20 protein-coding genes are annotated in these 22,000 nt (G+C 42.1%); 2 read left to right on the plus strand and 18 right to left on the minus strand.

All coding sequences use genetic code 11. The annotated features are described in order from the left end of the window. Positions 1-406: 406 nt before the first annotated feature. Together GT641_RS12085 and GT641_RS12090 are read right to left on the minus strand one after the other, a co-directional pair. A complete protein-coding gene (locus GT641_RS12085; protein ID WP_008402753.1) occupies positions 407-1,282 on the minus strand; it encodes an OST-HTH/LOTUS domain-containing protein in 876 nt (291 codons plus the stop codon). Then, complete coding sequence (locus GT641_RS12090) at positions 1,279-2,427, minus strand: SAM-dependent methyltransferase (RefSeq protein WP_243143765.1); 1,149 nt, start codon at positions 2,425-2,427, stop codon at positions 1,279-1,281. The genes GT641_RS12085 and GT641_RS12090 overlap by 4 nt, the downstream gene beginning before the upstream one ends. Before the next feature lie 321 nt (positions 2,428-2,748). On the opposite strand from GT641_RS12090, the gene GT641_RS12095 reads away from it, so the two are divergent. Continuing rightward, entirely contained in the window at positions 2,749-3,612 is an 864-nt protein-coding gene (locus GT641_RS12095) for a class I SAM-dependent methyltransferase (RefSeq protein WP_008402755.1), read from the plus strand. 164 nt (positions 3,613-3,776) lie between these two features. On the opposite strand, the gene GT641_RS12100 is transcribed toward GT641_RS12095, so the two are convergent. From GT641_RS12100 to GT641_RS12155, 12 genes are all read right to left on the minus strand, one after another. Next, a complete protein-coding gene (locus GT641_RS12100) occupies positions 3,777-5,105 on the minus strand; it encodes a citrate/2-methylcitrate synthase (RefSeq protein ID WP_342413225.1) in 1,329 nt (442 codons plus the stop codon). Positions 5,106-5,207: 102 nt separating this feature from the next. Next, entirely contained in the window at positions 5,208-5,831 is a 624-nt protein-coding gene (locus GT641_RS12105; RefSeq protein WP_044946130.1) for a metallophosphoesterase, read from the minus strand. A 115-nt stretch (positions 5,832-5,946) separates the two neighbouring features. After that, the gene (locus GT641_RS12110) at positions 5,947-7,893 is read right to left on the minus strand and encodes a BMP family ABC transporter substrate-binding protein (protein ID WP_161117672.1); all 1,947 of its coding nucleotides are present in this window, start codon (positions 7,891-7,893) and stop codon (positions 5,947-5,949) included. Between the two features lie 349 nt (positions 7,894-8,242). Beyond that, the gene (locus GT641_RS12115) at positions 8,243-9,625 is read right to left on the minus strand and encodes an ATP-binding protein (RefSeq protein WP_008402759.1); all 1,383 of its coding nucleotides are present in this window, start codon (positions 9,623-9,625) and stop codon (positions 8,243-8,245) included. Positions 9,626-9,682: 57 nt separating this feature from the next. Then, positions 9,683-10,357: a response regulator transcription factor gene (locus tag GT641_RS12120; RefSeq protein WP_161117673.1), complete on the minus strand. Its 675-nt coding sequence runs from the start codon at positions 10,355-10,357 to the stop codon at positions 9,683-9,685. Between the two features lie 96 nt (positions 10,358-10,453). Next, positions 10,454-12,220 (minus strand): Na/Pi cotransporter family protein, encoded by a 1,767-nt coding sequence (locus GT641_RS12125; RefSeq protein WP_161117674.1) that lies wholly within the window; start codon positions 12,218-12,220, stop codon positions 10,454-10,456. Between the two features lie 143 nt (positions 12,221-12,363). Continuing rightward, positions 12,364-12,654, minus strand: coding sequence for a hypothetical protein (locus tag GT641_RS12130; protein WP_161117675.1), 291 nt, complete (start codon positions 12,652-12,654; stop codon positions 12,364-12,366). 36 nt (positions 12,655-12,690) lie between these two features. Next, complete coding sequence (gene phoU, locus GT641_RS12135; protein WP_161117676.1) at positions 12,691-13,341, minus strand: phosphate signaling complex protein PhoU; 651 nt, start codon at positions 13,339-13,341, stop codon at positions 12,691-12,693. A 14-nt stretch (positions 13,342-13,355) separates the two neighbouring features. Then, a complete protein-coding gene (gene pstB / locus GT641_RS12140) occupies positions 13,356-14,111 on the minus strand; it encodes a phosphate ABC transporter ATP-binding protein PstB (RefSeq protein WP_117785649.1) in 756 nt (251 codons plus the stop codon). Positions 14,112-14,138: 27 nt separating this feature from the next. Next, a complete protein-coding gene (pstA, locus tag GT641_RS12145) occupies positions 14,139-15,002 on the minus strand; it encodes a phosphate ABC transporter permease PstA (protein WP_161117677.1) in 864 nt (287 codons plus the stop codon). Beyond that, entirely contained in the window at positions 15,003-15,854 is an 852-nt protein-coding gene (gene pstC / locus GT641_RS12150) for a phosphate ABC transporter permease subunit PstC (RefSeq protein ID WP_021944993.1), read from the minus strand. A gap of 15 nt (positions 15,855-15,869) precedes the next feature. Next, positions 15,870-16,766 (minus strand): substrate-binding domain-containing protein, encoded by an 897-nt coding sequence (locus tag GT641_RS12155; RefSeq protein WP_161117678.1) that lies wholly within the window; start codon positions 16,764-16,766, stop codon positions 15,870-15,872. 306 nt (positions 16,767-17,072) lie between these two features. Between GT641_RS12155 and tsaA the strand changes: the two genes are divergently transcribed. Then, positions 17,073-17,747 (plus strand): tRNA (N6-threonylcarbamoyladenosine(37)-N6)-methyltransferase TrmO, encoded by a 675-nt coding sequence (tsaA, locus tag GT641_RS12160; RefSeq protein ID WP_243143766.1) that lies wholly within the window; start codon positions 17,073-17,075, stop codon positions 17,745-17,747. A gap of 402 nt (positions 17,748-18,149) precedes the next feature. Here tsaA and GT641_RS12165 read toward each other — a convergent pair whose 3' ends face one another. From GT641_RS12165 to pdxS, 4 genes are all read right to left on the minus strand, one after another. Then, positions 18,150-18,485, minus strand: coding sequence for a cupin domain-containing protein (locus GT641_RS12165; protein ID WP_161117680.1), 336 nt, complete (start codon positions 18,483-18,485; stop codon positions 18,150-18,152). Positions 18,486-18,531: 46 nt separating this feature from the next. Further along, on the minus strand, positions 18,532-19,932 hold the full coding sequence (locus GT641_RS12170) for a PLP-dependent aminotransferase family protein (RefSeq protein ID WP_008402771.1): 1,401 nt from the start codon (positions 19,930-19,932) through the stop codon (positions 18,532-18,534). Positions 19,933-20,361: 429 nt separating this feature from the next. After that, positions 20,362-20,925, minus strand: coding sequence for a pyridoxal 5'-phosphate synthase glutaminase subunit PdxT (gene pdxT, locus GT641_RS12175; protein WP_008402772.1), 564 nt, complete (start codon positions 20,923-20,925; stop codon positions 20,362-20,364). Between the two features lie 75 nt (positions 20,926-21,000). Then, complete coding sequence (gene pdxS / locus GT641_RS12180) at positions 21,001-21,876, minus strand: pyridoxal 5'-phosphate synthase lyase subunit PdxS (RefSeq protein WP_021944999.1); 876 nt, start codon at positions 21,874-21,876, stop codon at positions 21,001-21,003. Between the last annotated feature and the right edge of the window lie 124 nt (positions 21,877-22,000).

The following is a 22,000-nucleotide window of genomic DNA, read 5'->3' on the forward strand; positions in this document are numbered from 1 at the left end:
TTCGCACTTTTTAATAGTACAACAAGTGGTGACTGTACACTCTCCCGTGTGTATCCTGAATTAAATCAGAATCAACACGTCGTTTCTATCCTTTTGATAGACAGTTATTGGTACAGTGACTTGTCGTCAGTAATTCTTTATTGACATTCGCTCCACGAAAAACCTGTATCTATGCGATACAGCAACCTCCGTTTCAACGCTATCATGTCACAGCACGTTTGATTATATAACACGTTTTTGCGGAATGCAAGCATTTTTTCTATATTTTTCAAGAAATTTTTTATTATATTCCCCTGCATTTTTTATCCGTCATACTGTTATATTTTATCTGTTTCTTCTATATATAATGCACAATAGAACCGCTATCGCTTATTTCATTCTATAATACACAATGAAAAGCAATCTCTTATTTCAGCTTAAAGCTCTGCTTCAGCTTCACGCCCTTGTTATTATAAATTTCCAGCTTCGGGAAACTTAAAAGAAAAGCGATATCCGATGCGTAACCATAATTTCTGGTATCAAACCGTTCGAATTCTTCTGATAATGCATCAAACAGCTCCTGCATATCATCTATCTTGTTATTCCGTTCTGACAGATACGCCGTTATAAAGTGTTCTACATTTTCCCGATCATCGATCATCTCCAGATAATACCGTTCTCCATCTTTATAGAACTGAATATCTTTTCCGTTTTTCAGAATCAGTTCTTCCATGCTGGTATAACCATAATTTCTGGTATCAAATTCCGTATGCAGCTTCGTGAGCTTGTGTATCAGCCCTGACAACTCTGTACATATACCCGAAGCTCTTTCTTCTATTATAATGCGATAGACATCGGATATAATTTCCGATAACGGCGTCAGACACCGCTCCGGTTCATACCCCTGCAAAATATCTATATAACAGAAGCGATTACATCTGCGGATAAATGCTTCGCTGTGTGCGTCACTGCCCAATACCCGAATATCCTTGCCCTGCTCCTGTGCCTTTACAACTGCCGCCAGGATCGTATCATCATTGGTCACGATATCGATTCCTTCGATCTGTCTATCAAACGCACAAGCGACCAATTCTGTTATAAAAGTGCAGCTGGCACGATTTCCTCGTTCTTCTGCTCCCACCATGCGAAATCCCTGCTTCTGCAGTTCTTCTTTCGAAGTCTTTGAAACATAGCCGCATGCCAGACGATCGATCAGATCATCCTGCATCATGATCTCTCTGCATACAAGCGGTGCATAAACGGTATCCACTGTATTACAATCATACATCAAAATTCGTTTCATGAATGGCTCCTTTCTTCCGTCATCACAAGCTGCATCAGGGTCTGGCGAATGCCAAAGGTCCGGCACAACCGGTCCGCTTCTTCTTTTGCCCGTTCCCGTTTTTCCTCTGATACTGGTTTCTTCACTGCCCGGATCAAAATATTTTTAGGTGAGTGTTCAATATCAATAAATTCCAACAAATCCGTCTTATATCCGCAATATTCCAGCACACATCCACGGATCGCATCAGTCATCAATGCCGCTGTCCGTTCCTTGATGATTCCGTACTTGGTCAGTGCCGACAACTCCTCCGACCGGATCTGTTTATTTAACTCATGCTGGCAACACGGAACAGATAAGATGTATGTCGTGTTCCAGCAGATCGCATTGTAGAGCGCATAGTCAGTTGCCGTATCACAGGCATGCAAGGTCACTACCATATCAACCTTACGGTCTGTCCGGTATCCATTGATATCACCGATCTCAAACTTCAGATCCGTATATCCGCATTTTTCTGCCAGCTTATTACAATTCTTTATTACCTGTTCTTTCAGATCAAGCCCGGTAATATGCGCCGTCATATGACGGATCTCTACTATATAATAGTATAAGAAGAAAGTCAGATAGGATTTGCCGCATCCAAAATCAATAATATTGATCTCATCACCTTTATAAGACTTCAGTACATCATCTACCATCTCGATAAAGCGGTTGATCTGGCGGAACTTATCATACATGGAAGAAACCACTTTTCCTTCTTTGGTAAATATTCCAAGCTCCCGGAATGCAGGAATATCCATCCCCTCATCCAGAATATATTTCTTCTTGCGATTATTACCGCCAACCGATATCGTCTTATTCTCCGCCTGTCTGCGGCTGACTGCCAGATTTCCTTTTTTGCCTGCTTTTACATCATAATCTGTCGTCAAAGAAAATGCATTCATCTGCTTAAACTCTGCCGGAAAATGCATCGCAATATGCTCTGCCAGCCTTCCTTCTTCGATATTCTCGTGAAAGACCTGCGTCTGTGTATATTTCTCAAGCTGATATGCATTTCTGCCCTTTAATACCTTCCGGGCAAATACGATCTTCTTGTATTCTCCCTTTCCATTGCTCAGTACGACCTTATGTGGATGTGTCTCCGCGATCTCTTTTATAATATCCATATGCTTCTCCATGTTTTCTGTCTTGTATCTACTTATCATTTTATGAAACACAGCTCATGCAATGTTCTTCACAAAATCAACATTCTCGCAAGCAAATAATTTGGTATTCATCATATCAAAAATTATCTATTGCAATTATATATTTTTGTTTTGCTCTACTGCTGTGATTTTATCACCCCGGCAGATATCGGTCAATTTGTTTTCCTTATATCCTAATTTCATTTTCTTTCCATGCAGATTTCATCGTTGACTTGAAAATGACCGCACCTTATAATATAGTAGTTTTATATAAACATTTCAAACGAAACGAGGATATCGATTATGTGGACAGCAGATCACTGGCAGGATTATGAAGTAATAGATTGTTCAGATGGAGAAAAACTGGAACGATGGGGCAAATATATTCTCCTTCGTCCGGACCCACAGGTTCTGTGGTCAACTCCCAAAACAGATAAACGCTGGAAGCAGTTAAATGGTCACTACCACCGCAGCAATAAGGGCGGCGGCGAATGGGAGTTCTTTAACCTTCCGCAGCAATGGTCGATTCATTATAAAGATCTGACCTTTAACCTGAAACCTTTCAGTTTCAAACACACCGGCCTGTTTCCGGAACAGGCAGCCAACTGGGACTGGTTCTCTGATCTGATCCGTTCATCCAAAAAGAAAGAGATCAAGGTATTAAACCTCTTCGCTTACACCGGCGGTGCAACCTGTGCGGCAGCAAAAGCAGGTGCTGCGGTTACTCATGTTGACGCTTCTAAGGGCATGGTTACATGGGCAAAGGAAAATGCAGTCTCATCCGGACTTGGCGATGCTCCGATCCGCTGGATCGTTGATGACTGCGTAAAATTTGTAGAACGTGAGATCCGCCGTGGCAATCACTATGATGCGATCATCATGGATCCGCCATCTTACGGCAGAGGCCCAAAGGGCGAGATCTGGAAGATTGAAGAAAAGATACATCCGTTTATCAAGCTGTGTAGCGAGCTGCTCTGCGATGATCCGCTTTTCTTCCTGGTCAATTCCTATACGACCGGGCTTGCACCAGCCGTTCTTACCTATATGATATCAACCGAGGTACAGTCTAAATTCGGCGGCCATGTTATCTCCGACGAAGTAGGACTTCCGGTTACAGGCTCCGGTCTGGTACTGCCATGCGGTGCTGCCGGAAGATGGAGTAAATAAACAAATACGGGACAGGCATTAACATTTGTTACGCAAAACGTTTTCACTCTATTCTCACGTAATGGTACTAAACTCCTCACCATACGGTGACTCGTTAAGGACCAACGTTCGAATAGGTTTGCTTCACAAAGTTAATGCCTGCCCCGTATTTATTTTCTATAATCCTACCAGTTTCTCTCGTCCATATCCAGATATGTCTTATGCGTTCCGACATATTTATAGGCCGGACGGATGATCTTACCGGCATTTACCAGCTCTTCTATTCTATGTGCACTCCAGCCTGCAATTCTTGCGATTGCGAAGATCGGAGTGAACAGTTCGATCGGTATATCAAGCATACGATATACAAATCCACTGTAGAAATCGACATTTGCCGAGATAACGGAGTTTCGTTTCTTAGCAAGAAGTTCCATGGCGATACGTTCAATATCTGTGTACAGCTTGAATTCCTCCTGCATACCTTTTTCTTCTGCAAGTCTTCCAGCATAACGTTTCAGGATCTTGGCTCTTGGATCGGACACCGTATAAACAGCATGTCCCATACCATAGATCAGACCGCTATGATCAAAGCCCTTCTTATCAAGCAGTCCCTGAAGATATTCACGGATCGCCGCTTCATCGCTCCAGTCTTTTACATGAGCCTTCAAGTCATCCATCATCTGCTGAACCTTCAGGTTCGCACCACCATGCTTCGGTCCTTTTAAAGAACCAAGAGAACCGGCAACGGTTGAATAGGTATCAGTTCCGGTTGATGATATAACATGTGTTGTAAATGTGGAGTTGTTACCACCACCATGCTCTGAATGAAGCACCAGACAGATATCCAGTACCTGCGCTTCAAGCTCAGTATACTTCTTATCCGCACGGATCAGGCGAAGGAAATTCTCTGCTGTCGAAAGGCCCGGCTTCGGATTGTGAATGATAAGACTCTTATCCTGATAATAATGCTTATAGCCCTGATAGCCATATGCAGCGATCAGCGGAAACTGTGCAATCAGTTCCATACTTTGACGAAGGACATTTCGAATGCTGATGTCATCCGGGCAGTCATCATATGAATATAAAGTAAGCACACAACGCTGTAAGACATTCATCATATTCTTACTTGGTGCTTTTAAAATCACATCACGAGCAAACTTTCTTGGGAGCTCCCGGAACGTCTCCATCAATTCCTTAAATTTATTAAACTGAGTTCTGGTCGGCAGTTCACCGAATAAAAGCAGATAGATTGTCTCCTCAAAGCCGAACTTGCTTCCGTGGAATCCACGTTCCAGATCTTCGATATTATATCCCTGAATATAGAGTCTTCCATCTGCCGGCACCAGCTCACCATCCTGAACTGCAAAACCGGATACATCTGAAATCTCTGTCAGACCTGTTAAGACACCTTTTCCATTTGAATCACGAAGGCCTCTCTTAACATCATATGTAACATAGAGGTTCTGATCGATCGTACCTGAATCATTGCAATAACCAACCAGTTCATCTAAAATTTTCTCGTACTCTGCACTTCCCTTTTCCAAACCTCTATCTCCTTTCGAATATAGTATTTAAGCCAAGCTTAAGTTTATCAAACTTTCGCCTGGCTTGCAAGACTATTTCGCTGCCTGTAAGGCAGTCTCATCTATTTCTATAATATATTTTTCAAATGCATTTATGATCGTGGTATCCAGGTATCTGGATTCCCGTACAAAATCCCTGCCATAATTACTATGCACATGACCATGTACCAGATACTGCGGATGATAGTCTTCGATCATTGTCCGGAAGCACTTGAAACCGGTATGACAAAGATCCTCGGAATCATTGATCCGATACGCAGGGGCATGCGTGATCATAATATCAAATCCACGATGTTTTCTTATCTGCCGACCCAGCTTACGAATGCGCTTCTCCATTGCTTTCTCGGTATACTGATGCGGTGCACCATTGTACTGATACTCCATACAGCCTCCAAGGCCCAGAATCCGTATTCCTTTATATACATAGATTCGATCGTCGATGCAGATACAACCATCCGGTGGTGTGTCTGCATAACAGGTATCGTGGTTCCCATATACATACAGAACCGGAGCATGTGTAAATGTCGCAAGGAACGACAGATACTGCGGTGCCAGGTCGCCGCAGGAAATGATCAGGTCAATTCCTTCTAATTTTTTCTTATCAAAATAATCCCATAGGTATTTTGATTCTGCATCCGCAAGAACAAGAATCTTCATATCCGTATCTCCGTGTTTTCTTTTCTTTTCTACGAAACTGTACCCCGCCTGTTTCCATAAAGAAAACCCGCTCATCTACATTCGTACTCTGGATCACAAGACCCGCATAGCCTTATTATACTATGTCTGTAGTTTTTTTCAATTCCAGATTTTCCGGCGTATTAACTCCCTGGAAAGCAACGACATCTCTGGCATCTTCTACCAGCTCATCCAGAGTCGGGATCGAACCAACAACAATATCTGCCAACCAATCCATCTTCATGATCTCCTCAGGGCTCATTTCACCATCTTCATCATCACGAACCACTCCATTCTGTGAATAGAGCTTGCCGTAGAATGGACTTACCGTACCATCCTTGATCAAGCGCTTCATCAGATTTACCAGTCTCGCCGTTCCAACCGGAAGATGGTTCGAACAGATCACATCGATCACTCCGGCAGACATGCCCCACCAGTAATTCAGAACCTTTACTTTCTCGTTCTTTTCTTCCAGCTTCCAGTTACCGTCCAGAATCAACTGAACGATCTTCTCATAGAATACGCGCCAGTTGTAAAATGGCATCGCAAGATTCGATATCTCGTTCCCATCGCAGGAATACAGACCGAATTCACGGGAGGCCGTAAGCGGTGTGATCATATCCTTATCGGATACATAGGAGACGCCCAGTTCCTTAAACCGTTTCTTCGGATCGGAGCCTTTGACCTTTGACCACTCCAGATAGATTTTCGCTCTTGGATTCACAAACTTTGCTCCCATCGCAAATGCGTTGATGTTCGCCGTTGTTCCATAGATCGGATAATCAGCTACATAGCCGATCCTGCCATCCTCACAGAGTGAACCTGCGATAATACCGGTTATAAACTTCGCCTCATACATTCTCGCATAATACGTTCTGACATGGCTGGTCGATACATTTAACGAGCAGTTTAATATCTTCAATTCCGGATATTTGATCGCAGCCTTTAATGACTCCGGAAGCATCTCCGGGCCGGTTGTAAATACAACATCGAATTTGTCCTGTGCGATCTGCTCCAGGCATTCTGCAAGCTTCGTATTATCATCCATATTCGAAAAAGTATGTGTCTCAACCCGATCCTTGAATTTACCTTCTACGCCCATTCTTCCAAGATCATGGCTGTAAATCCATACAGAATTCTCAGGCTCTTTATCATAAACAAATGCAATCTTAAGCTTCTTCGGTACCGGCGTGATACTGAACAGCTTCTTCTTTGACTCTACCGGTTCCAGCTTCGGAACGATCGTCATGTTCTTCTTCTGTGCACTTAATACGATCTCGTCCCAGACCTTTTCCAGATTTTCCTTTACCTCATCATAAGACATATCCTGTAATGCCTTGTATCCATATACATTTAAAAATACAAGCATAGCATCATCTACCGTGATCGGAAGACTGTCACTGCCGTTTTTCTGCCTGTATGCTGTATCAAATGCCAGATGTGCCGAATTCAGGTTCATACGATCATCATCCGTAAATTCACCATCCGGTGCCAATCCTATATATTCTCTTAATTTGTCATATCCGCCAAGCTGTGTGAACCATATATAGTTGATTCCTGTCTGCTTATGGAAATCTACAAATTCATAATAAATCTTGTTTTCCGGCTCATCTGTCCGCTTCGGCAGCTTTCTGATTACCATCGCAGGGACAGAATCCGCACCGAAATATTTCAGTACGCTGACACGCTTATTTCCCTCTATGACATAGAATTTATTCATATATTCATATACTTTGATCGGATCATGGATTCCTTCTTCTATATGAGAGTCACAGAGAGATGACCATTTATTTCCGAATTCAGAATTCGCATCTAATATAGGCATGAAGTTACTTGCAAATGCTGTAGTACGGCCTTTTGTCGCTGTACCTACAACCCGATCGAGAGAAATATGCTGTAAACCAAGATTTACTTCGCCTGCAATATCGGAATTCGTGATCAGTTCATCCAGTACCGGCAGATATGGATATTCATTTTTGGAAAGTGCAGCCTGATATCTCTTTTCACCAAGCTTCTGCGCTTTTACATAATCATTTAATGACATGTTAAAAACCTCCTATCTGTGTCTAAATCAACCTGTTTAACTCATTGTCCCATCATTTTTCCGTTCACTATATATATACAACAAAAACCGAAAATTACCAGTGGTAAATCGTATTTTCATCTTTTTCACGCCTTAAAATTTCTTATGTCGGTAAAGTTTTGTATATTTTTAATAAAATGAATTGTGCATTTCTTACATTTTTACCTTGAAATTTAAAATAGCGTGTGTTAATATAATATCAGAATAGTAAATAACATACAATCTTGAATTTTAAATCGGTGTGTGTGAATACTTATAAATCAAAGGAGCCTGTTTCCTAACTTCTTACAGGCTCCTTTTCCTTGTCTTTTTATCTGCTCTGAAAGGTAATCGTTATCTCTGTTCCCACATTCGGTTCACTTGTTATATCAAGCTTCGCATCATGCTGCGCTACGATGTGTTTTACGATCGCAAGTCCAAGACCGGTTCCTCCGGTTGACTTCGACCGACTCTTATCGACCCGGTAGAATCTCTGGAACACCAGCCCCAGATGCTCCTCAGGTATTCCGATACCGGTATCCTTCACCTTCATGACAACTGAATGATCTTTCTCATAAGAATACACAGTTACTTCTACAGTTCCATCCGGTTTATTATATCGGATCGCATTATCGGTCAGATTATATACCAGTTCTTCCATCATCATCTTATTACCCATAATATAGCTTGGCTGACCGGAGAACTTCAATGTAACATTATGTTTTTCTGCCGATAGCATCAGCATATCCACATTCGATCTTGCAACCGCACACAGATCGATCCGTTCCATAGATGGTGCATTCTCTGTTACATCAAGTTCTGACAGACGAATGATGTCATTGATGAGGGTAAGCAACCGATTTGAATTACGATGGATCTCTGTAGCAAATCGTCTGACATCACCATCTGCCGCCATTCCGTTTTCAATCAGCTCAGAATAACCGGAGATTGCTGTCAGAGGTGTCTTTAACTCATGAGATACATTTGCCGTAAATTCCTGTCGCATCTGTGCATTCTCCATAATATCATTATGCTGTTCCCGGATTGTATCGATCAATGGACGAATCTCCTTATAGGCGTTAATATCGTCAACATGATCCAGATCCTTTGCCATCTGTCCGATCGGACGGACGATACTCTTTGTCAGATATCGCGATATCAGAACCACGATAGTCACAAGTACCAGCATAATAACCGTCATACTTGGAAGTCCCTTCAAAAAAACACTGACAATGCTGCTTGTCTCCTTTGATACACGAAGTACACAACCATTTGAAAGCCGGATCGCATAGTAGAATGTACTCATATTGAGCGTCTGGGAAAGACGGGTATCCTCGCCTTCTCCTTTCTCAAATGCCTCCTCAATCTCCGGTCTGTCGTTGTGTTTTCCCATGGTCTCCGGATCTGCCATGTTATCATACTTGACCGTTCCATCCGGTGCAACTAATGTAATACGCAATTCTGTATTCTTAATCCTTACATTGCGGAGCTCACTGATATCATCAAATAATCCTGCACTCTTCAAGGTCTGTGTGTAATTTTCCAGATCGCGCATGATCTCCTTTTTAAACAGATCATAATAAACCGTTGTCGAAAGTATCATCGTACACAATATCGCAATCAGCGTCAATGCTATAAAGCGACTGTTGATCTTACTGGATAATCGTTTGTCTTTCCTGACCTTCTTATCCTTTTTATCTTTCTGTTCTTCCATAAAAACCTGTTCTTTCTGTTATAAGATTCTTCTTTTATAAAATTTTCCTGCTTCTTCTTATTCCATCTTATATCCGACATTACGAACTGTCTTGATCATATTCCCTGCATCTCCCAGTTTCTGGCGCAGAGTCTTGATGTGCATATCAAGAGTCCTGGATTCACCTTCGTAATCCGTTCCCCACACATCCATCATGATCACTTCTCTCCGAAGTACAATTCCGGCGTTGATCATTAACAGCTTTAACAATTCAAATTCCTTAAAGGTCAACTCACACGGAATATCATTCACATGCACGATACGCTTCTCGGAATCAAGGGTTACGTTCTTCAGTCTAAGAATCTGATCCTCCTGAATACTCTTGCTTCTGCGAAGCAATGCTTTAACTCTGGATATAAGCTCCATTACGCCGAATGGCTTTGTCAGATAATCATCTGCTCCGATATCCAATCCCTTTACCTTATCAAGTTCTGTTGTCTTTGCCGTCACAAGAATGATCGGCACACGCACAGTCTCCGGACGTTCTCTTAATTTTCTGACAATCTCCAGTCCATCCTGATCCGATAACATGATATCCAGTAGAATCAGATCCGGAATCTTCTCTGTCATCCTGGAAAAGAAGCTCTTTGCATTTGCAAATCCTTCTGTTACATATCCCGTGTTCTTTAAGGCAAACATTTCTATTTCCTGAATGTTCATATCATCTTCTACAATATAAATCAATGCCTGCATCTGCCATTCCTCCTGTCTCTGTTCTTTCTTATCTATAATAATATATTTCTAATATATGGTCAAAGTAATTTACACTTTATGATATCGTATGCTTTACTATAAACTGTACTTTTCCTTATACATGCTGTACATCGCCTGAAACTCTACATTTGATTCCTGTTTGACCCGGTTCAGATACTCATGCATATCAAAGCTGTCTGTCTTAACCTGAAGCAGTGATGCAGCCACATTTGAACAGTGATCTGCCACACGTTCATAATTATTCAGAAGATTTTCAAGAGCGATACCAAGCTCGATCGTACATTTTCCCTTCTGCAGACGTTTGATATGCTGCTTTTTAATCGTAGCATTCAGCCCATTAATTACTTCCTCCAATGGTTCAATCCTCTTTGCTATTTTCATATCATCTTCATTCAGTGCTTTACAGGTCATGCTCATGATCTCATAAACTGCATTTGAATACAGATTTAATTCTGCCATTGCTTTATCTGAGAATACCATTTCTTCCTTGTGCATCTTAGCATAAATTTCTGCGATCGCTAATGCATGGTCGGAGATACGCTCCAGATCTCCGATACAATGAAGCCCATTGGATACACGTTTGCTGTCTTCCTCTGCCAGTTCTTTTCCGCTGACCTTCGCCAGATACGTTCCAAGTTCATCTTCGTATTTGTCTACGATATCTTCCAAAGCCTCAACACGTTGCCATTTCTCATCCGAATAATTCTTCATCAACTCTAATGAATCGTATAACGCTTCAGCTGAATACCCTGCCATCTGATTCATAACATCCATGCTCTGTGTAACGGCAAACGCCGGCTGCTCCAGGAATCTGGCATCCAGATGCTTTAACGATACAAGCTCCGCAATCTCCTCAACAGGTTCTTCCTTCTCACGGATCGTAAGAGTTGCCAGCTTCTCAAGACCCTTTCCAAACGGAAGTAATACAATTGTTGTCAGAATATTAAATATACTGTGGATCACTGCAATGCCAGCCGGGGTTGCCATATCCTGTAATACACCGAAATTTACAAATGCATTGATCGAATAGAATACGATCATAAAGAGAATGGTTCCGATCAGATTAAAGTAAAGATGTACAAAAGCTGCACGTTTCGCATTTTTCTTTGCTCCGATACTGGATAATAATGCCGTTACACAAGTACCAATATTCTGTCCCATTATAATAGGAAGTGCCGTTCCATATGTAACTGCTCCTGTCATGCAAAGTGCCTGTAAGATACCAACCGATGCCGATGAGCTCTGGATGATTGCTGTAAATAATGTTCCTACGATCATTCCGAGTACAGGATTTGAGAACATTAAAAGCACATTTGCAAATTCAGGAACATCTGCAAGAGGAGCAACCGCACCACTCATTGCATCCATTCCGTACATAAGGATCGTAAATCCCAAAAAGATCATGCCAATATCATGTTTTTTCTCATTCTTGGAAAACATCAGAAATGCAATACCGATAACCGCTAGGATCGGAGAAAATGAGGATGGCTTTAACATCTGGATCCAGATACTGTCTCCCTGAATTCCTGACAAACTTAAGATCCAGGAAGTAACTGTCGTACCGATATTGGCACCCATGATAATGCCGACCGCCTGACGCAGTTTCATAATCCCGGAATTTACAAAGCCAACAACCATAACGGTTGTAGCCGATGATGACTGAATAACCGCTGTTACAGCCGCTCCAAGCAGCACCCCTTTGATCGGCGTTGAAGTCAGCTTTTCAAGGATACGTTCCATCTTACCGCCCGCCGCACGGGTCAGACCGTCTCCCATTACGTTCATACCAAATAAAAACAATGCAAGTCCGCCAAACAATGCAAGTACATCAAAAATACTCATAAAAAAATTCCTTCCTTTTTACATAAATTAGACATTTGTACCTTCGCACATCATCGTATAACAGGTATGTAAAAAGGAAAGGATTCCTACGTAAAGTCTGTGTAAAATTTTAAAATTTATTTTACATTTCACGCTGAATGCGTTTAATATTCTTCCTGGCTCTGTTCAAGATACGTTCTGTCAGGACCATCGTTTTGTAAAATACATACGGTACCGCCAATCAGTCCTACCAGACAAATACCATATCCTGCCGATACCAAAATGCTCTCTGCCATACTCCATGATGACATAAGCCCGATTCCTTTCAACGTGACAGCTACAACCACAGCGATCACGCCCCAGACGATACTGTTCAATAACAAAAACATTTTTATCAGGTGCTGTTTACTTTTTCCTTTACCGGCATCTGCTGTCATATTCCATATACATCTCATGACAATCACCTCCTGATCCTGTATCTCATAAGACTCTTAATTTCCGGATATGTGTTCTCCTGTTATATAATATATGACCCATTCTGAAATATTCGTTGCATGATCGCCAATCCGCTCCAGATATTTTGCAACCATCAAAAGATCGGTTTCCTGTTCCCCTGCATCTGCATTCCTGTGGATCAGATTGATCAATTCACTCTTCACTTTTATAAACAGATCATCTACCACATCATCCTGGGCAATAACTTTTCTTGCTTTTGTAAGATCAAGATTCACATATGCTTCTATACTGTCAACCAACATGACCATGCTTTCTTTTGCCATTGCCTTAATATGTTCCAATTCTTTTACATAAGGTTTGCCTGCCATCTGGATCGTCAGTTCGGAAATATCTGCTGCATGATCACCGATACGTTCCATATCCGTTACCATTTTCAGCGCAGATGAAACCTGACGAAGATCTGTTGCAACCGGCTGTTCCATTAAAAGAAGTTTAAAGCACAGACTCTCAATATCCTTTTCCTGCTGATCGATCTGATTATCCCTGCGGATAACCTCCTGTGCCAGATCAACATCCTGATTTACAAGTGCTTTGATCGCCTTTTCGATCACACCCTCGATCATGGATCCCATCTCAACCATTTCATCATTGAGTTTTTTCAACTGTCTGTCATAATTTGTCCTCATTATCTTTACTCCTTTTAACCAAATCTTCCTGTGATATAATCCTCAGTTCTCTTATCCTGTGGTTTCGAGAACATCTTCTCGGTATCATCAAATTCGATCACCTGACCCAGTAAGAAGAATGCTGTCTTGTCTGCAATACGAGTTGCCTGCTGCATATTATGTGTAACCATGATAATCGTATAATCATGCTTCAGCTCCATAGCGAGATCTTCGATCTTTGACGTAGAAATCGGATCAAGCGCTGATGTCGGTTCATCCATCAGTAAGACCTCCGGTTCAACCGCAAGTGCTCTGGCGATACAAAGTCTCTGCTGCTGTCCGCCGGAAAGACCCAGTGCCGATTTCTTCAGTCTGTCTTTTAATTCATCCCATATTGCCGCCTGTTTGAGAGATCGTTCTACGATCTCATCCAGTTTTTCTTTACTATGAATACCATGTGTCCTTGGACCATATGCTATATTGTCATATACACTCATTGGGAAAGGATTCGGATTCTGGAACACCATTCCAACCCGTTTTCTTAACAGATTTACATCCATTCCGTCAAATATATCTTCACCATCTAACTTCACATCACCCGTGATGTTACAACCTTCCACCAGATCATTCATACGGTTTAAACATTTTAAGAATGTTGATTTACCGCATCCGGAAGGTCCGATAAATGCTGTAATCTGTTTTTCCGGTATTTCCATATTTACATCTTTCAACGCATGGAATTTACCATAGTGAAGATTCAGATTTTTTACATCAAATTTTATATTGCTCATCTATTTATCTCCGTTTATATCTATCTGTTATCTGTCTTTTTCTGTTTTCGCCGACATTTTCTTTGCAATTGCATCGGATGCGAAATTAATCAATACTACGAATACAAGAAGAACAACGGCTGTTGCATATGCCTGATCCGTATGAAGTCCCTCTTTGGAAAGAAGATACATATGTACGGACAAGGTTCGTGTGGAAGAAAATAAATTCTTCGCTATTCTCGGCACACTGCCTGCCGTATAGATCAACGCTGCTGTCTCTCCGACAATTCGCCCGGTTGCAAGGATAACACCGGATAAAATACCCGGAACAGCACTCGGTAAAACAACCTTAAATACTGTACGAAGTTTTCCTGCACCAAGTCCAAAGCTTCCTTCTCTGTATGACTTTGGAACAGCCAGCAAGGCTTCTTCTGTTGTTCTCATGATAACCGGAAGCACCATGATCGCCAGTGTAAACGCACCGGACAACAGGGACAATCCCCATCCAAGCTTTGTCATAAATAAGATCATTCCGAACAAACCATATACAATAGATGGAATACCTGTCAGTGTCTCTGCAGTGATACGTACAATTCCAACCAGCTTATTTCCTGATTTTGCATACTCCACCAGATAAATAGCTGCAAAGATACCGATCGGTCCTGCAATCAGCAGTGACAGTAATGTCATAAACAACGTATTAACCAATGCCGGAAGCATCGAGCAATTATCCGATGTATATTCCAGCTTGAACAGATCCAGTGTCAGATTCGGAATTCCTTTTGCAAGAATATAGATCAAAATAAAAGCAATACACACCAACGTCAAAGCTGCTGCCAGATAAACAAGTATCCGAAGGATCAGTGAGCCGGGACGTCTTTTATATTCTGCAAGTAAATTTCTTTTTCCCATTTAGTTCACCGTCTTTCTTTTTAAAATTGAAAACAGCAGGTTAATGATCAGAATGAATACAAACAATACAACACCTGTTGCGATCAGAGCCTCTCTGTGAAGATCCTGGGCATAACCCATTTCCATTACGATATTTGCAGTCATGGTTCTAACACCCTTCATCAATCCTTTCGGCATATGGACCTGATTTCCCGCCACCATGATAACAGCCATTGTCTCACCGATCGCACGACCAACGCCCAAGATGATCGCTGCCATGATACCGGATCTTGCAGCCGGTACTACGGTAAGAAATACACTTCTTTCATGTGTCGCTCCAAGTGCTAATGCACCCTGATAATATTTATCCGGGACAGCACTGATCGAAGTTTCAGATACACTGATGATCGTCGGAAGTATCATGATGCCAAGCAGTACAGATGCGGTAAGCATTGTATTTCCGTTCACTCCGAAAATCTGTCTGACTGCCGGAACAAGTACACACATTCCAAAAAATCCGTATACAACCGATGGGATTCCTGCCATCAGATTGATAAATGGTTTAATGACCTTATATGCTTTAGGTGGGCAGAACTTTGATAAAAATATCGCTGTCAGAAGTCCGATCGGAACGCCGATCACGATTGCCCCGGCCGTAACATAGATACTGCCAAGAATAAACGGAAGGATTCCAAAATAATCATTGGTCGGTCTCCAGACTTTGCCAAAGAGGAAATCAGTCAGACCGATTTCCTTCATGGCAGGAATACCACTTGCAAATAAGAACACACAGATCAATAAAACCGCTGCTATCGATACAAATGCCGCTAACAGGAATACGATATGCATGAATATTTCTTTAAACTTTTGCATAGAGGACACTCCTTACTATTTGACATCTGCCCAGGTTGCTGCTTCTCCTGTAAAGATTGATTTTACCTGATCGGTAGTTAAATCAGTTGCAGGGTTATTCTTATTTACAATAACTGCGATACCATCCATTGCGATTACAGTAGCTGTAAGTCCTTCACCTGTCTCGCTATCCTTCAGTTCTCTGGATGCCATACCGATATCACATGTACCATCTGCCGCTGCTGTAATACCTGTTGTTGAATCAGATTCCTGAAGCTCGATATCCGCACCACTGTTCACTGCCTTATATGCCTCTGTTAATTTCTCCATAACAGGAGTTACAGATGATGATCCGGCAATTACGATTTTACCAGTTGCTCCTGAAGACTTAAATGCTCCTGAATTTGCAATCTCGATGCAACCATTGCTTGATACGATCTTCTGTCCATCTTCACTCATAATATAGTTGATAAAATCCTGTGCTACATCACTTACCTGACCCTTTGTTACAATGTTGAATGGTCTTGATAATGTGTATGTACCGTTGTTGATATTATCTGCTGTTGCTTCAACGCCGCCGATCTTAACTGCCTTTACTGTATCATTTAATGCTCCGAGTGAGATATAACCGATCGAATAATCGTCTCCTGCAACTGTGGTGAGAACTACTTCTGTACTGTTTGCTGTAATCGCGCTCGTAGTTGTCTTATCAACTTTATTTCCATCTGCGTCCTTTTCTTCTACACCGGTCAGTTCCACAAATGCGCCTCTTGTACCTGAGCCTTCCTCTCTGGATACAACTGAGATCTCCTGTGATGTATCAAAACTTCCACTCTTGGAATCTGAACCACCTTTACTTCCACATCCTGCAAGGCATCCTGCCACAAGTGCTGCACTTAATGTTACCGCTAAAATCTTATTTCCTTTTTTCATTTTAATTTTCCTCCAATTGACTCTCTGGACTCAGAATCGTTCATCTTTCTGATCCATTCAAAATTATGTAAATTGCGAAACCGGATCGCGCGCCCTTTTCCGGATCGCAGGATTATCATACGGCATCTATGTAAAATACATCACCATCCCAAAGTAAAGGAAAAGTAAAAACTTTGTGTAAACGGAAGAAATGTAAAATTATGAAGAAAAGCACTTTATGAGTTTCTATGGAAAATAAAAAATATTCATGTTACTATGAACAGCAGATACAATTTCGTTTTACGAAAGGATAAAGAAAAGAACGATATGAATATCATCGGACATGTATATACAGATTTTCAGGAAAAATTCGGAATTCCCAGACAGAGCGGTCTGGTGGATGAACTGACCGGAACGGTCGTTTTTCTGCCGGAATACAGGCAACCGGAAGCCTTCCGGGGGCTGGAGGATTTCTCCCACATCTGGATCCTGTGGGAATTCCATAAAGCCAAACGGGAGAACTGGAGTGCAACAGTAAAGCCGCCAAAACTTGGCGGCAATAAAAGAATGGGCGTATTCGCGACCAGATCGCCGTTCCGCCCAAATAATATAGGTCTGTCTTCTGTAAAATTGACAGGAATTGAATATACCGATGACTATGGTCCGATCCTGCATATCTCCGGTGTCGATCTTTTAAATGGTACTCCTGTATATGATATCAAACCTTATATTCCATATACGGACTGCCACCCGGATGCCACCGGCGGTTTTACCGAACACCTTCATACGGAAAAACTGGATGTCATCTTTCCGCCGGAGCTTCTGGCAATGATCCCGGAAGCCAAGCGTCCTGCCTTGATCGGCATTCTTGCAGAAGATCCGCGTCCCGGCTACCAGCACGATCCCGACCGCAGATATGGCGTCGCCTTCGCAGGCTTCGACGTGCGCTTCCACATCAACGGCAACGTCCTCACAGTGTGTGAGGTGGTGGCTGTACAGTGACATTTTCAGATGGGGCATACCTATTATTCCGCAAGACACTCTCGTTCTATCCTCATGTATCAGTACATAAGGTAGCAAAATACGCTACCTAAGTACTGACATTCGGACAGGCTTGCTTCATAATAGTATGCCCCATCTGAAAATTGATACTGGATAGCCACACACAGTTTCGTATAATCATAAATGCCTGTATATATATTTTATGCAGCAGACCTACCCGGAACGTCGGTCCTTAACGAATCACCGTAAGGTGAGGAGTTTAGTACCGCTACGTGATAACTGAGACCTTAGCAAGGCTTTGCCGAGGTTAGTTCGAAGTTACACAGAGTAGGATAGAACGAAAGTGTTCTGCGGAATAAAGATATATATACAGGCATTAGTGATTATGCGAAGCGTACGACTCTAGTGCTCGTGTTCAGGTACTACGGCGAAGAATATGAGGTCTTCGCTGCCTTCATTTGACAGGCTGTGGGTCGCTCCCTGCGGACAATAATGGCAGTCGCCCGGATACAGCTTCTCTTTGGTGTCCTCATACTCCATCGTTCCAACACCAGAAAGTACGTAAATGATTTCACTGTTTGTCTCATGCATATGTGTTCCGATTGATGAACCAGGCACAAGTCTGCCCTTCATGATCTTGTTATTCATATCCTGAAACATATGCACATGGAATGTTCCTTCTCCCCCTTTAAAATTCTCGATCGCTGATTCTGCGATTGTATCAAACGATATCTTCATATGATTCCTCCTTATATGGTTTCTTATATTAACATCCGCACACTCTTTATTCGATACTTTCAATCAATCTTCTGACTGCTTCTTCTATATGCTCCGGCATGATACCGGAATAATTAATGACCAGTGTATGATATCTGGCATTTTCGGTATTTCTATAATACTGGCTGAGAAATGAAATATGAATATCTCTCGCTTCGGCATTATTCCGCAACCGCTCATCACTGTAATTCGTATCAATCTCCAACAGGAAATGCAGCCCTGAATTCTCTTCGCGAATACGAATCTTGTCCGGATTCATATATTTTTTAATGCATGCAAGCACCAGATCCCGCTGTTCTCTGTAATAATTACGCATGCGGTTAATGTGTTTTTCCAGACAACCATCGGTGATAAATCTTGCAAGTGTATATTGCTCGATATTTGACACCGTACATGCATAAAAGCTGAGCATCTCATCATATCGCCGCATCAAACTCTCCGGAAGAACCATATAACTGATACGGATCGTAGAGGAAAGGCTCTTGGAAAATGTGTTGATATAGATGACCTTTTCGCCCACATCGATACTTTCAAGTGTAGGTACCGGCTTGCCAACCAGTCGAAATTCACTGTCATATTCATCTTCGATGATATAGCGGTTGTCCTTTCTGGATGCCCAAGATAACAATTCATATCTCCTGCTGACAGGTGTTACCAGTCCGGTCGGAAAATGATGCGCCGGTGAAATATGAAGTACATCTGCACCAGATTCTTCCAGAGCCTCCATATTGATCCCATTTTCATCCATTGCCACAAATTTACAGCATACATTCTGTGCCTGATAGATCCTCGATATCTTCTGATACCCCGGATCTTCGACCGCATAACATTTGTCATAGCCAAGCAGCTGAATGATAAGACCATAGAGATATTCTGTTCCGGCTCCTATGATAACCTGCTCCGGCTTCACATCCATACCACGGAACTGATACAGATAGCCTGCTACCGCGCTTCGCAGCTCATAGACACCCTTGGACGGTGATCTGGACATCAGCTCTTTGCTGTTTTCCGCCATCACTTCTTTTAAAAGCTTTGACCAGATGCTGAATGGAAACGCATCCTCTACCGTTGAGTTACTGGCAAAATCCGCAAAATATGTTTTCTTTTCTTTCGGCTTTTCAAATTGCTTCGCCGGTCGCTCCGGCAACGGCTTCATCAGATCTGCCGAAATGTCCGTAACATAATAACCGCTTTTCGGAATCGAATATATATATCCTTCGGCAACCAACTGACTGTATGCATTTTCCACGGTGATCGTGCTGACATTCAGATTTTTTGCAAGCAGACGCTTCGATGGCAAACGTTCCCCTGCTACAAGCTTCTTAGACAAAATATCTGTTTTGATCTGCTTGTACAGATATTCATATAACGTATCTGTTCCTCGATTTTCCAGTGCATATGTCAGCATAGCAAACCGCCCTTCACATTATTCCTGCCGGCATCACAACCCACCTTGCGATACCATAGTTATAAAATATTATATGTGGGAAGAAAGCATTATGCAAGTTTTTTACACTCTATAGATAGACAAAAACTCTATGGCATCCCGCCCTGTGCCTGTCCTTATAGAAATGCCATTGCGAGGATTTCGTTATGAACTGCACATGTTAGTAAATACGGGTGCTTGTTTGAGCCGAAGGCGAGTTAGCACAGGAGTATTTACGCATTCAACATGTGCAGTGAGTAGAAAACGCAGCACGGCATTTCTATAAGGACAGGCACAGGGCGGGATATCACATAGTTCTTATATATGAACAATAAAAAACGGTATTTATTATCGTACAGTCAACCTGCTCAATAATAAATACCGTTATCTTATTGTTTACTTTTATTGTCCTTATTTGATCATGTCTAAGAACATCTGATGAATGCGGGTATCATCGGAAAGCTCCGGATGGAATGCCAGTGCGATCTGGTTCTGATATTTTACCGCTACAATGTGACCATCTACCTCGGCTAATACCTCAACACCCGGCTTTACACTCTCGATATATGGTGCACGGATAAATTCCATCGGATATACTCCAAGACCTTTGATCTCGCCATCATAATGAAAGCTTCCAAGCTGTCTGCCATATGCATTTCTCTTTACGCAGACCGGAAGGGTCGCAAAATGACGTTTATCATCATTGGACAGTTCCTCTGCAAGAAGGATCAGTCCCGCACAGGTTGCAAGAACCGGCATGCCCTGTTCGATCTTTTCTTTTAATGCATCATACATATCAAGCTCTTTTAACAGCTTACCCTGAACAGTGCTTTCGCCACCCGGCAAAACGATACCGTCAAAATCCTGTTCCAGATCACTTTTCTGTCTGAGTTCTATTGTTTCTGCTCCAAGGCTCTCTAACATTTTCTCGTGTTCGATAAATGCGCCCTGAACCGCTAATACTGCTATCTTCATCGTGTCTGTTCATCCTTTCGCTTATGTCGATCATCCATCATTACGATATCCGCATCTATTTGTCTGTCTGATATTTTACTTACCACGCTCAGCCATAAGGAGTTCGATCTCGCTCTCATTGATACCAACCATAGCTTCACCAAGATCCTCTGATAATTCAGCGATCAGTTTTGCATCTGTGAAGTTTGTAACAGCCTTAACGATGGCATTTGCACGCTTCTCCGGATTTCCTGACTTGAAGATACCGGATCCAACGAATACGCCTTCAGCACCAAGCTGCATCATAAGAGCTGCGTCTGCCGGTGTAGCAACACCGCCTGCTGCGAAGTTTACAACCGGAAGGCGCTTGTGCTCATGTACATATAATACAAGGTCATATGGAACCTGAAGAACCTTTGCTGCATCATATAATTCATCTTCACGCATAGAAGAAATACGTGCGATCTCGCTGTTCATCATTCTCATATGTCTTACCGCCTGAACAACATCACCTGTACCGGGTTCACCCTTTGTACGGATCATGGATGCACCTTCATTGATTCTACGAAGTGCCTCGCCGAGATCCTTAGCACCACATACAAATGGTACTTTGAACTTTGTCTTGTCGATGTGATATACATCATCAGCAGGTGAAAGAACTTCACTCTCATCAATGTAATCGATCTCGATTGCTTCAAGAAGCTGAGCTTCTACAAAATGTCCGATACGGCACTTTGCCATAACAGGGATAGATACTGCATCCTGAATACCTTTGATCATCTTAGGATCACTCATTCTTGATACACCACCTGCTGCTCTGATGTCAGCAGGAATACGCTCCAGTGCCATAACTGCACAAGCACCTGCTGCCTCTGCAATCTTTGCCTGCTCCGGTGTTGTTACATCCATGATAACGCCACCCTTTAACATCTGTGCCAATTCTTTGTTTAATTCATACTGTCTGTTTGCCATAATCGTAACTCCTTTTTTCATTTGATGTGTGTATTTATCTGTAACATATTCATCCTTGAATATCACTACTCAAAATCACGAACAGATTCACTACAAACCTGCTAGGATTTATTATAAAATTATC

The organism is Clostridium sp. BIOML-A1, from assembly GCF_009874105.1.
In the GTDB taxonomy this organism is placed as follows: domain Bacteria; phylum Bacillota; class Clostridia; order Lachnospirales; family Lachnospiraceae; genus Coprococcus.